This is a genomic window from Bradyrhizobium neotropicale, from assembly GCF_001641695.1.
GTDB classification, from domain to species: Bacteria; Pseudomonadota; Alphaproteobacteria; order Rhizobiales; family Xanthobacteraceae; genus Bradyrhizobium; species Bradyrhizobium neotropicale.
Window position 1 is genome coordinate 7,501 of the sequence record NZ_LSEF01000002.1, and the last position, 12,038, is coordinate 19,538.

Genomic DNA, 12,038 nt, shown 5'->3' on the forward strand with positions numbered 1-12,038 from the left:
TGATCGTGCCGGCAAAGCCGCCGACGCGGAATTTGAGCCCCTTGAAGTCATCCATCGACTTGATCTCCTTCCGGAACCAGCCGCCCATTTGGGCGCCGGTCGAGCCGGTTGGAATGCCGATCGCGTTGTATTCCTTCAGGAGGTCGTTGAGCAGCTCGGTGCCGCCGCCGAACAGCAGCCATGAAATATGCGCCCGCGTGTTGAGCCCGAACGGCAGCGAGGTGCCGAAGGTGAATGCTGGATTCTTGCCCCAGTAGTAATAGAGTGCGGTGTTGCCGATTTCGACGGTGCCGTTCGAGACGGCATCGAGCACCTGCAGGCCCGGGACGATCTCGCCGGCGGCGAACGGCTGGATCTGGAAGCGGTTGTCGGTGACCTCGGCGACGCGCTTGCAGAAATATTCGCAGCCGCCATAGAGCGTATCGAGTGCCTTCGGCCAGCTCGCGGCGAGCCGCCATCTCACCTCCGGCATCGATTGCGCGACAGCAGGCGCAGCAACCGCACTCGCGGCAAGGCCTAGTCCGCCCGCCGTCAGGAATTTACGACGTTCCATGCGTCTCCCCTCTCTGTGATGTCGAGTCCTCGACGAGGGATCGCGATCTTGGCGCCGCTTTGAACTTCGCCGGTGGCCGACGTTTCTTTTTGTCCGAAATTCAGTATTTCCGGATCGCAGTCAGGATGGCGAAACGGAATTGGCAAATCAAGCGCACTTTGGTTGCGCTACCGCCGTCGCGGCTCAATGCTGCGCTGCGAACGCGGCTTCCATGGCCTTGCGCACCTTCACCGTCTCGTTGTTGGCGTCGAATTCGACATCGCTCCAGCGCACCGCTTCGCCCTGCGCGACGTCATGTCTCAGCTTGACCCGGTGCGCGAGACCGATCGGCAGTGCGCCGGCCTTGAGGCTTGCGGGCGCCGGCAGCAGCTTGCCCCATACCGTGTAGCCGCCTTCGCCGTCCAGCATCTCGCCGGCGCGCAAGTTGCGCTTGGCGACCGCGGCGACATCGCCGCGGAAGCCGTAGGCCTGCCCGGTCGGCTCGCCCCGTAATGCCGCCGAGAGGACCGAGATGCCCAGCTCGAGTCCGATCAGATGATAGGGCTTGTACATCGCCGCATAGCGCCCGCTCGCATCGGTCTTCAGCCCATACTGCCTGAAGCAGTCGGCGGCGTAGTCGTTCGGCGCCTCCAGCACCACATACACGCCCCAGCGTAGGTCGCGAAACACCGGCCGGCCGTCGCGCTCGAGCGATGAGACGACCTCCACCACGCCCGACCGCTCCAGCACGCCGCCTCGTTCGCGCGGCCGCATCACATGCGGCAGATCGTCGACGCCGCAAGGCGGAAACAACAGCCCACTCGTCGGCACGTCGAGCCCGCAGGCATTGGCGATCGCCGCCATCTCGATCGCCGACTTGGTGCCGTCGAGGAAGGAGTTGAACATCTGCGGATTCATGCCGGCCGACTGTGCCTCGCCCGCGGTCAATCCATAGTGTTGCCAGACATTGTCCGGCGTCACGTCGTGATAGGCCGGCAGATATTTCGTGCCCTTGCCGGCGGCAACGACGCGAAAGCCGGTGGCGCGCGCCCAGTCGACCATCTCCGCCGTCAGCGCCGGCTGGTCGCCATAGGCGAGCGAATAGACGACGCCCGCCTTGCGCGCCTCCTCCGCGAGCAGCGGGCCGGCCAGCACGTCGGCCTCGACGTTGACCATGACGATGTGCTTGGCGGCCGCGATCGCAGCGCGCGCATGTTTGATGCCGACGGCCGGATTGCCGGTCGCCTCCACCACCACATCCATCGCGCCGCCGGCAATGGCGCGCGCGCCGTCGTCGGTAAAGGTGGTCGCGGCGATGCGTGCTGCGTCCCAGCCCACGGTGCGGCAGGCCTCGCGCGCACGGTCGCGGTCGATGTCGACGATGATGGGTACCTCAAGCCCCGGTACGTGCGGCACTTGCGCCAGAAACATCGAGCCGAACTTGCCGGCGCCAATCAGCGCCACGCGCACGGGCTTGCCGGCGGATGCACGGGCTTGGAGAAGGCGGAAGAGGTTCATGGGGAATGTCCCTGGGCGCAACAATCAAGGTTCGTCATTCCGGGGCGCGACGAAGTCGCGAGCCCGGAATCCATTCTTCCGCATCGTTTGCGGCCGGATGGATTCCGGGCTCGACGCTTCCGAGCCGCGCATCGCGCGGTCCCGGACGCGTCGCCCCGGAATGACGGCGTCAATCTACTCCGCCGCCTGCCGCGGCGCACGGGCAAGGCGCAGCAGCGCGTCATCGTCCACCGTCTTGATCGGCGTGAAATCGCGATGCGCGATGTACTCCGGCCGCGTCGGCGTGCGGATATAGTTCGAGACCGCGTTGAGCGTCAGGTACACGATCTTGCGCGGGTAGGGCGTGATGTTGCCGCTTGAGCCGTGCACGAGATTTCCGTGGAACATCAGCATGCCGCCGGGCTGGCCGGTCGGCGCCACGATGCCGCCTTGCTTGACCAGCCGCGTGACGGTGTCCTCGTCCAGCGTCCACAGCGGATAGGACGTGGTGGCGAGATCGTGTGAGGCCTGGAGATCGCCGGCGTTCTGGCTGCGTGGCACCAGCATCAGCGGACCGTTGATCGGCATCACCTCGTCGAGGAAGATCGCGATGTTCATCGCGCGCGGCTCCGGCATGCCGTCGTCGCGCTTCCAGGTGCCGTAATCCTGGTGCCACTGCCAGACATCGCCGGTGAAAGCCGATTTCGCATTGATCTTGAACTGGTGCATGTAGACCGGCTCGCCAAAAACCTGCTCGACCGGCTCGATCATGCGCGGATGCGCGCCGAGGACACGGAACGCCTGGTTGTAGAGATGCGCGGCGAAGGCCGTGCGCGGCGCGCCGCTCTTCTCGCGCCAGACCTCGGGGCGGTCAGCGTCGTAGATGCCGACCGCCTCGCGCGCGAGGAAGTCGACTTCCTCCTGGCTGAACAACTCGGGCAAAAACAGCCAGCCTTCGCGGTGGAAGAACTCCAATTGCTCCGGGGTCAGTTTCATGCGGCGTCCTCCTGTTTGTTTATTGTTGTCATTCCGGGGCGGTCCACAGGACCGAACCCGGAATCCATTTATCAGCAGTCTCTGTGGCCCGATGGATTCCGGGGTCGCGCCGGAATGACAGCGTGTGTTTGCTACGCCGCCGCCTCGTTCGTCGCCATCAATCTCTCCTCGGTCATCCGTCCCGCCGTCTGCGCGTGCGCGAGCGCGGCGCGCTCGGCCTCTTTCGCTTTGCCTGAGAGAATGTGCCCGGTGATCGTCGCATGCTCGGCCCAGGCGCTGTCGCGATAATCGAGCTCGGAGAGCACGGTTGCCATCGAGCGGCGCATATGCGGCCATTGCGGCGCGATCGTCTCCTCGATCACGGGATTGCCGGCGAGATGATAGATTGCACGATGAAAATCGACGTCGAGCGCGATCAACTCGGACAGCGATGTCTTGCGATTGATGCGGCGCCCCGCAGTCAGCGCCGTTGCGAGCCGCTCGCGCCCCGCGGCATCGCTCGCCGCGCGCTCGGCGGCGAGCCGGGCCGCAAGCGCATCGATCGCGCCGCGCACCTCGTAGAGCTGGCGAATGCGTGCAGGATCGAGCTGGGTCACTTCAAAGCCGCGCTTGCCGCTCTCGGCAACCAGCCCCTGCCGATGGAGGAGGTGCAGCGCATGCGACACCGGCTGGCGCGACACGCCGAGCCTGTCGGCGAGCTCGTTCTGACGGATGCGCTGACCGGGCTGCAAGGTGCGGTCGGTGATCGCCTCCAGGATCCGTGCATAGACCTGGTCGATCAGATTGGGGAGCGGGTCGAGAGGGATCACGCCGGCGGCTCCTAGGGAATACGGAATTCCGTATTCGAAGCTACAGCGGGGGACAGGGGAGCGTCAAGCGGGCGACGCGCCCTCGCGTCGCATGAGGTCAAGCTATTGAAAGTATGTGATTTTTGTCTCGGTAGGGGAGGGGGTTTGGCAGGCCGGCTCCTTGCGGCCCATCCTTCGAGACGCCCGCTTTTGGCGGCCTCCTCAGGATGAGGTCTCATTTCGCGGCGAAATCCTAGACCCTCATGGTGAGGAGCGCCGCCTTACGGCGCGTCTCGAACCATGAAGGCCGGAGCGCGTTCGCGCCACAAGGGCACCCAGCCGCAAGCTGGGAGAGGTGAAGCCCGACTTCTTCTTGCCCTGCTCGATCAGCAGGCGCGTCACCAGGTAAAGCCGCGGCACGATCGAGTTGGTGTCGATGAACTCGTCGCGGGCGTGATAGCCGAAGCCGGCGAGGCCAAAGCTCTCAACCACGACCGCCTTGCCGCTAGCACCGCCACAAGACCGGCACCAAGACGCGCCCCGCCTTACGGCTCCAACACCTCCACGTCCAACGCCGCGAGCTGCTCCGCATCGGCCACCGCTTCGATCGCCGCGATCCTGTCATCCTTGAAGCTGACGCGCAGCGCGATGCGCAGATGGCCGCTGAGGATGACGGCGACGCCCATCGTGCCATCGACCAGCGCCGGCCGAGCCGCCTGGGCGCGTCCCTTGAAGGTCTGGGCGACGGCATCGGCGCCGCGGATTTCGGGCAGCGAGCCCAGCCGCACCGCGGCCTGATCGGCGCGCACGATGACCTCGGGATCGAGCACGGCAAGCAGGCCCTCGAAATTGCCTTCGCGCGAGGCGGCGAGAAATGCCTCGACGATCTTGCGCTGGCGGGAGAGGTCGTTCTCGGGCACCGGCGCGCCCTGCACCCGCCGCCGCGCGCGGCTGGCGAGCTGCCGCGAGGCGTCGACCGAGCGGCCGACGATCGGCGCGATTTCCTCGAAGGGCACGGCGAACATGTCGTGCAGCACGAAGGCGAGCCGCTCCGCAGGCTGCAGCGTCTTCAGTACGATCAAGAGCGCCGCGCCGACGGAATCGGCCATCTCCGCCTCGCGCTCGCGCGTGTCGTCGACCGGCTCAGGTACGTCCGGGCCCATCGGATCCTCGCGGCGCGATTTCCGGGCCCGCAGCATGTCGAGGCAAATGCGTGCCACAACCGTGGTCAGCCACCCCCGCAAATTCGCGACATCCGACGTGTCGCTGCGGCTCAGCCGCAGCCAGGTCTCCTGCACGGCGTCATCGACTTCGCTGCGCGATCCCAGCATCCGGAAGGCGACGGCGCGCAAATGCTCCCGATTGGCCTCGAACTGCCGGCTGAGAAAATTTTCTTCCGTCATCGGTCACATTCCCTGGTCGTGGCCCGTCATGCCCATGACGACGCAAATCCGGCCGATGTGACCGGATCCGTCGAAATTCCTCGAACGGAGACGCAAAATGACGCACGCACGCATGAATCACCCGGTCATGGTCCTGCCTGAAGCCATGAATGTCCTGCAATCCCTAGGCGCTCTGACCAAGCAGGGCCTGCCGGAGAAGCTCCTGGAACTGGTGCACCTGCGCGCCAGCCAGATCAATGGTTGCAGCGTCTGTGTCGATATGCATCCCAAAGTCGCCCGCAAGGCCGGCGAGACAGACGAGCGGCTGTTCGCGGTCTCGGCTTGGCGCGATACGCCCTATTTCAGCGAAGCCGAGCGCGCCGCGCTGGCGCTGACCGAGGCGGTTACGCGCCTTGCGGATCGCGAAGATCCCGTGCCGGATGCGATCTGGAACGATGCCGCCAAGCATTTCGACGAGCGCGAGCTCGCAACCCTGATCCTCTCGATCGCGACGATCAATGTCTGGAACCGGCTGAACGCGACGATCAAGATGCCGGTCGGCGTGTGGAAGGTGGCGTGAGGTTGTTCCCTCGCCTCTCCCCGCGTGCGGGGCGAGGGAGCCCGCCGGCGCTGCCTGCCTCACAAGCAGCACGCCTACTCCTTCAGAAACACGTTCACTGCCTCGCCGTATTCCAGCGGCGCCTGTTCGAACATCCAGTGGCCGGCATTCGCGATCACCGCCGTCTTGGCGTCGGCGATGTGCTCGGCCAGCACGCGCCAGATCACCGCAAGGCTGCCCGTTGTCGCGCCGCCGCCGATCAGAAGCGTCGGCGTTCTGATCGCCTGCGCGTCCGCGAGCGTGTACGGCCCGCGCTGCTCGTTGATCTGGCCGAGCAAGGTGATGGCGTTGTCGCGCAGTTGCTGCTTCGCCGCCGCCGGCACGCGCCGCCACGAGCCGTCGCCTTCGATGCCTTCGTAGAAATTCTGCAGCGCGCCCTCGATGTCGCCGGCGCGGATCATCTCGACCGAGCGCACCGTGCGCGCGGCCAGCGGTGGATGCGCGGGCGTTCCTGCCGGGACCGGCAGGCTCGCGTCGAGATCGCCGCCGGGCTCGGCGAGTACCAGCTTGCGCAACAGATCAGGCCGCGCCTGCGCCACGCGAAACGCGATGTGCCCGCCGCGCGAATGGCCCATCAAGTCGACCGGTGCCGGCCTGACCTGTTCGATGAAGCCGATCACATCAGCGACGTGCTGGGCCATCTTGTAGTCGTCACCGGCACCATTCCAGTGCTCGGGAAAGAAATGCCGCAGGCTTACCGAGATCACGCGATGGTTCTTCGATAGCGGGCCGAGCACCGAATACCAGGTGCGGAAGTCGCCGAGCGTGCCGTGCACGCAGACCAGCGGCGGGCCCTCTCCGATTTCGAGATAGGCCATGTCGTAACCGTTGACGCGAAATGTCTGCATGATCAGCCCGCCAGAAAGTCCAGCACCACTTCGGAATATTTTTGCGGCGCCTGCTCGAACATCGGATGCGTCGCGTTCGGGATGATCGCCGTCTTCGAATAGGGCACATGCGCGGCGAGCGCATGCAGCACCTTCGGCAACAGGCCTTTCGTCCGCGCGCCGAGGATGAACAGCGTCGGCATTCTGATCGACTCGGCGTCCGCCTTGGAGAAGGGCGGGCGATTGTCGCGAACCTGGCCGATCAGCGTGAATGCGTTGTCGCGCAAATTCTGCTTCACCATCGCCGGCAGTCGCGGCCAGGTGCCGGCGCCCTCCAGCGTGTCGACGAACACGGCAAGACCGCCATCCATGTCGCCGGCCGCGATCTTCTCCGCAGACGCCGTGAAGCGGGCCAGCAACGGCGAGGGGCCGCCCGCATAGTCGGGATCGAGGCTCGCATCGAGCTCGCCGCCGGGCTCGGCCAGGATCAGCCGCCGCAACAGATCGGGCCGGCGCTGCGCCACGCGGAAGCAGATGTGTCCGCCGCGGGAATGGCCCATCAGATCGACCGGCCCGAGGTCGAGCTTCTCGATGAAGGCGATGACGTCGTCGACATGCTGCGCGATCGAATAGGTGTCGCCAACGCCATCCCATCGCGCCGGGAAGAAGTGCCGCAAGCTGACGCAGATCAGCCGGTGCCGCCGCGTCAGCGGCCCGAGCACGCAGCCCCAGATGCGGAAGTCGTTCAGCGATCCGTGCACGCAGACCAGCGGCGGCCCCGCTTTGTCTTCGCCCACGTCGAGATAGGGCATGTCATATCCGTTGACGTGGAGGCTTTGCATTCTGGGCTCGTGAAAGGGTGGAACACCTGTGCAAGATTCCCGGAAACCGGGTGGATCGCAACTATTTCCAAGCTTAGATTTCAAGGGAAGATCACAAGCGGGGGCCTGCGACGAGGAAGCAAGCCAGGAACCGAGCCATGACCAACCAGCATTTTGCCCTGTTCGAGACCAGGATCGGCCTGTGCGCCATCGCCTGGGGTCCGCGCGGCATCAATGGCACGCAACTGCCGATGGGCGGCGAGGACAAGATCCGTACCCGCATTCACCAACGCCACGCTGATGCCGGCGAGGCCGAGCCGACGGCCGAGGTGCAGCAGGCGATCGACCGCATCGTAAAATTGCTGGCGGGCGAGCCGGACGACCTCACCGACATTCCGCTCGATCTTGACGACGTTCCCGACTTCAACCGCGGCGTCTACGAGATCGCCCGCACCATCCCGCCGGGCAAGACCATGACTTATGGAGACATCGCCAAACGGCTCGGCGGCGTCGAGCTGTCACGCGACGTCGGCCAGGCGCTCGGCCGCAACCCGTGCCCGATCGTGGTGCCCTGTCACCGCGTGCTCGCGGCCGGCAACAAGCCCGGCGGTTTCTCCGCCAATGGTGGCGTAGTCACCAAGCTGAAGATGCTCGAGATCGAAGGCGCGCTCGTCAACCACACGCCGAGTCTGTTTGATTGACGGCTCTTCTCCCTCTCCCCGTTCTTACGGGGAGAGGGGTGGGGTGAGGGGCTGGATCCGCAAATTCGGTAAGAGTTGGACGTGCGGAGAGTCCCCTCACCCGGAATTCAAGCTGCGCTTGAATTCCGGCCTCTCCCCGCAAGCGGGGAGAGGCGAAGCAAGGACTCACATCGCCGCGCAGACGAACCCATTCCCCTTGCGTCTGATCTTCCCGACCGACGGCGAGGGGAAATGCGCGGTGCAGCACAGCGTGTCGGTGTCGCAATAGCGCTCCAGGAAGCTGCGGCGCGTCTTTGCGGCTTGTGCCTGATCGACGTCGAACTTGGGCGACAGCTCCGGATAAAGCGTCTGCAGCGGCGAGTGGATGAGGTCGCCCGAGAACACGGCATCGTCCTTGCCGCGGCCCATCGCGAAGGCGACATGGCCCGGCGTGTGGCCCGGCGTCGGCAGGATGCGGACGTGATCACCGATCTGATGGTCGTTGCCGACGAGCTCGTGGCGCTTGGCCTCGACCACCGGCAGCACGCTGTCCGCGAAGGGCGGCACCTCCGCCTTCGCATTCTGCTCGGTCCAGTAGTCGAACTCCTGCTTGGCGAACAAATAGCGCGCCTTGGGGAAGGTCGGCACCCAGCGGCCGTTCTCAAGTCGTGTGTTCCAGCCGACGTGATCGACATGCAGATGCGTGCACATCACGAAGTCTATGTCCTCGACCGACACGCCGGCGACATCGAGCGCGCGCTGGTAGGTGTCGTCGGTCTTCATGTTCCATTTCGGCCGCTGCGGCCGCGGCTTGTCGTTGCCGATGCAGCTGTCGACCAGGATGGTGTGGTGCGGCGTCTTCACCACATAGGACTGGAAGCACAGGATCAACACGTCCTGGTCATCCAGGGCCTTGGCCTCGCGCAGCCACGCCCGGTTCTCGGCCAACACCTCGGCCGTTAGTCCGGGTAGCATTTCCAGCGCCGGGAAGAAGGGGACTTCCTGCTCGATGATGCGATGGATGGTGAGATCGCCAACCGAAAATTTGAGACTCATGAGGACTCCCGCGGGTTACGCCGGCGGCGGCACCGAGATCTTGACCGAGGGCCGCTCCAGCATCTTCTGATGGAAGGCGTCGAGTTTCGGATAGGCCTTGCGCCAGCCGCAATCGGCGAAGCGGAAGTCGGCGTAGCCGAGCACGCAAACGAGACCGATCTGCGAGATGTCGAACGGGCCGTTGAGGACGTCCGGTATGTTCTCGAAGCGCGCCATGCCGGTCCAGGCCCGGTTCCAGTGGTCGTCCGACCACGCCTGCCATTGCAGGCCCTGAGGTCGCACCATCTTCTCGTAGCGGCACAACAGCATGGAATCGAGCATGCCGTTGATTAGGGAGTGGTTGGTCTTCGCCTTCCAGCGCCGCGGGCCATAGTCGGGGATCAGGCTGCCGCCTGCCATCTCGTTGAGATATTCGACGATGACGTAGGAATCCAGGATGACGTCGCCGTCATTGGTAATCAGCACCGGCAGCTTCTTCAGCGGCGTGATGCGCGAATAGTCTTCGTTGGCCTGGCCCGGCGCGACGGTTGCGGGCGTGAACTCGATCTTGTCGATCAGTCCGAGCTCGATCGCGGCAATGCGGACCTTGCGGGCGAAAGGCGAGGCGGCGGAGAAGGAGAGTTTCATGCGGAATGACCTCTGTCCGAACATACAGCCCTCATCCCGAGGAGCGCGCCTTTCGGCGCGCGTCTCGAAGGATGGGCAACGAGCGAGCTATCTTGTCACCCGGCGCAAACGTCGGGTGACTGTGTTCCTGGCTCATCCTTCGAGACGCGCGCTTTGCGCGCTCCTCAGGATGAGGACCGAGGGGCTTACGCCGCGACGATCTCCTGACGCTGCTCACCGAGGCCCTCGATGCCGAGCGAGACGACGTCGCCGACATTGAGGAAGGTCGGCGGCTTCATGCCCATGCCGACGCCGGGCGGCGTGCCGGTGGTGACGACGTCGCCGGGCTGCAGCGTCATGAACTGCGACACATAGGAGATGCACTTGGCCATGGTGAAGATCATGGTCGCGGTCGAGCCGGTCTGGCGGCGCTGGCCGTTGACGTCGAGCCACATCGACAGGTTCTGCACGTCCTTGATCTCGTCCTTGGTGGCGAGCCATGGGCCGAGCGGGCCGAACGTGTCGTGTGACTTGCCCTTGGTCCACTGACCCAGGCGCTCGATCTGGAAGTTGCGCTCGGAGACGTCGTTGCAGACGCAGTAGCCGGCGACGTAATTCAGCGCCTCGGCTTCCGAGACATACTTGGCGCGGGTGCCGATGATCGCGGCGATCTCGACTTCCCAGTCGAGCTTGGTCGAGCCGCGGGGCTTTTCGACCGCATCGTTCGGGCCGGAGAGTGCAGTGTTCGCCTTGAGGAAGAAGATCGGCTCGGCCGGAATCGGGTTGCCGGTCTCCTTGGCATGATCGCTGTAGTTGAGGCCGATCGCCACGAATTTAGAGATGCCGGTGACGGGAGCACCGAACCGCGGCTTGCCGGAGACGGCGGGTAGCGAGGCGGGGTCGAGGGCGGCCAGCTTCTTGAGGGATTCCGGCGAATAGGCCTCGCCGGTCAGGTCCTTCAGATGGGCCGACAGGTCGCGCAACTGGCCGGATTTGTCGATCAGGCCGGGCTTTTCCGCACCCATTTCGCCATAACGAACAAGTTTCATTCTCGTTTTCTCCCTGAGATGGACCGATCGGTTAAATAGCTTCATGGAACACGGCGGCGGGAAATTCAACCGCTCAAAGCGGGGCGCATTGCAGCCCTCTCAATTCGGTAGGCGATCGGAGAAGGGCTTGTAGATCGTAGGGTGGGTTAGCTTTGGTGTCTCAGGAGGTTGTCCATCTGGTCTGAACCGAGGAAGCTGAGGTTGCGAAGCTTCAACGTTTCCACGGAGAGACCAGATGAACGTCCACAAGAATGCGCCTTTGACGCCCACAGGTCGAGAGGCGATGGTGCGAGGCGTGGTCGAGGACGGACTGAGCCAGGCTGCCGCGGCTGACCAGTTCAACACGACACCGAAAACGGTAGCCAAATGGGTCGAGCGGTTCCGCGCAGCAGGTGTCGAGGGATTGCGTGATCGTTCCTCCAGACCCCTTTCATCGCCAAGCCAAACCCCGCGGGCCACGTGCGAGGCCGTCGAGGCGTTGCGCCGGCAGCGCCACACCGGCAAGCAGATCGCAGCCGAGGTTGGGCTGTCACGGGCCACCGTCAGCCGCATACTCCGCCGCCTGGGATTAAGCCGGACACGCGATCTGGAGCCGGCCGAGCCGGTGCGCCGCTACGAGCGCGAGCAGCCCGGCGAGCTGATCCATATCGACATCAAGAAGCTCGGCAGGTTCGTCAGACCCGGCCACCGCATCACGCACGATCGTCAGAAGGGTGAAAGCCGCGGCGCCGGCCACGAGTTCGTCCACGTGGCGATCGACGATGCATCGCGCCTGGCCTTCTCCCAGATCCGGCGTGATCAGAAAAAGGAAAGTGCCATCGCCTTCCTCAGGGAAGCCGTCGCTTACTACCGCAGCCTCGGTATGAAGGTCACCGGCATCATGACCGACAATGGCTCTTGCTACCGTGCCAAGGCCTTCGCCAGAGCGTGCGGGAAGCTCGGCCTCAGGCACATCTTCACCAGACCATATCGGCCCCAAACAAACGGCAAGGCCGAACGCTTCATCCAGACAGCGCTGCGCGAGTGGGCTTACGCTCGCTCCTACGACACCTCAGACCAGCGCGCCAAAAACCTGCCAATCTGGCTTCAGCACTACAACTGGCATCGCCCACACGGTAGTTTGCAAGCCAAACCACCCATCAGCCGCCTCCGTCTCCCGGAGGACGACCTGTTGAGATTCCACAG

At 64.6% G+C, this 12,038-nt stretch carries 13 protein-coding genes and 1 pseudogene (1 of these 14 running past the window's edge); 3 read left to right on the top strand and 11 right to left on the bottom strand.

All coding sequences use genetic code 11. The features are described from left to right. The 6 genes and pseudogenes from AXW67_RS00045 to AXW67_RS00070 form a co-directional block, all read right to left on the bottom strand. Positions 1 to 553, bottom strand: partial view of a TRAP transporter substrate-binding protein gene (locus tag AXW67_RS00045; protein WP_063675683.1) — the 5' portion only. It extends 536 nt beyond the left edge of the window; 553 of the gene's 1,089 nt are visible here — the first part of the coding sequence; it begins with the start codon at positions 551 to 553; its stop codon lies beyond the left edge, outside the window. 183 nt (positions 554 to 736) lie between these two features. Continuing rightward, entirely contained in the window at positions 737 to 2,050 is a 1,314-nt protein-coding gene (locus tag AXW67_RS00050) for an NAD(P)H-dependent oxidoreductase (protein ID WP_063675685.1), read from the bottom strand. Positions 2,051 to 2,224: 174 nt separating this feature from the next. Further along, positions 2,225 to 3,025 (bottom strand): phytanoyl-CoA dioxygenase family protein, encoded by an 801-nt coding sequence (locus tag AXW67_RS00055; RefSeq protein ID WP_063675687.1) that lies wholly within the window; start codon positions 3,023 to 3,025, stop codon positions 2,225 to 2,227. Between the two features lie 131 nt (positions 3,026 to 3,156). Beyond that, the gene (locus AXW67_RS00060; protein ID WP_027555614.1) at positions 3,157 to 3,834 is read right to left on the bottom strand and encodes a GntR family transcriptional regulator; all 678 of its coding nucleotides are present in this window, start codon (positions 3,832 to 3,834) and stop codon (positions 3,157 to 3,159) included. A 348-nt stretch (positions 3,835 to 4,182) separates the two neighbouring features. Continuing rightward, positions 4,183 to 4,320: pseudogene (locus AXW67_RS44845) on the bottom strand (peptidase M20); the annotation flags it as partial. Positions 4,321 to 4,358: 38 nt separating this feature from the next. Beyond that, on the bottom strand, positions 4,359 to 5,216 hold the full coding sequence (locus AXW67_RS00070; protein WP_063675691.1) for a sigma-70 family RNA polymerase sigma factor: 858 nt from the start codon (positions 5,214 to 5,216) through the stop codon (positions 4,359 to 4,361). A gap of 97 nt (positions 5,217 to 5,313) precedes the next feature. Here AXW67_RS00070 and AXW67_RS00075 point away from each other — a divergent pair, with 97 nt between their 5' ends. After that, positions 5,314 to 5,775 (top strand): carboxymuconolactone decarboxylase family protein, encoded by a 462-nt coding sequence (locus AXW67_RS00075; RefSeq protein ID WP_063675693.1) that lies wholly within the window; start codon positions 5,314 to 5,316, stop codon positions 5,773 to 5,775. A gap of 74 nt (positions 5,776 to 5,849) precedes the next feature. On the opposite strand, the gene AXW67_RS00080 is transcribed toward AXW67_RS00075, so the two are convergent. Both AXW67_RS00080 and AXW67_RS00085 read right to left on the bottom strand, forming a co-directional pair. Continuing rightward, complete coding sequence (locus tag AXW67_RS00080) at positions 5,850 to 6,662, bottom strand: alpha/beta fold hydrolase (protein ID WP_063675695.1); 813 nt, start codon at positions 6,660 to 6,662, stop codon at positions 5,850 to 5,852. Positions 6,663 to 6,664: 2 nt separating this feature from the next. Then, complete coding sequence (locus tag AXW67_RS00085) at positions 6,665 to 7,483, bottom strand: alpha/beta fold hydrolase (RefSeq protein WP_027555610.1); 819 nt, start codon at positions 7,481 to 7,483, stop codon at positions 6,665 to 6,667. Positions 7,484 to 7,620: 137 nt separating this feature from the next. On the opposite strand from AXW67_RS00085, the gene AXW67_RS00090 reads away from it, so the two are divergent. Next, complete coding sequence (locus tag AXW67_RS00090) at positions 7,621 to 8,163, top strand: methylated-DNA--[protein]-cysteine S-methyltransferase (RefSeq protein ID WP_063675697.1); 543 nt, start codon at positions 7,621 to 7,623, stop codon at positions 8,161 to 8,163. A gap of 165 nt (positions 8,164 to 8,328) precedes the next feature. Here AXW67_RS00090 and AXW67_RS00095 read toward each other — a convergent pair whose 3' ends face one another. From AXW67_RS00095 to AXW67_RS00105, 3 genes are all read right to left on the bottom strand, one after another. Further along, positions 8,329 to 9,198, bottom strand: coding sequence for an MBL fold metallo-hydrolase (locus AXW67_RS00095; RefSeq protein WP_063675699.1), 870 nt, complete (start codon positions 9,196 to 9,198; stop codon positions 8,329 to 8,331). Between the two features lie 15 nt (positions 9,199 to 9,213). Continuing rightward, positions 9,214 to 9,825 carry a glutathione S-transferase family protein gene (locus tag AXW67_RS00100; protein WP_063675701.1) on the bottom strand — a complete coding sequence of 204 codons (612 nt, stop codon included), beginning with the start codon at positions 9,823 to 9,825 and terminating at the stop codon, positions 9,214 to 9,216. Positions 9,826 to 10,010: 185 nt separating this feature from the next. Then, positions 10,011 to 10,853 carry a fumarylacetoacetate hydrolase family protein gene (locus AXW67_RS00105; protein ID WP_063675702.1) on the bottom strand — a complete coding sequence of 281 codons (843 nt, stop codon included), beginning with the start codon at positions 10,851 to 10,853 and terminating at the stop codon, positions 10,011 to 10,013. A gap of 235 nt (positions 10,854 to 11,088) precedes the next feature. Here AXW67_RS00105 and AXW67_RS00110 point away from each other — a divergent pair. Further along, on the top strand, positions 11,089 to 12,038 hold a 950-nt coding region (locus tag AXW67_RS00110), incomplete at its 3' end, for an IS481 family transposase (RefSeq protein ID WP_082907694.1).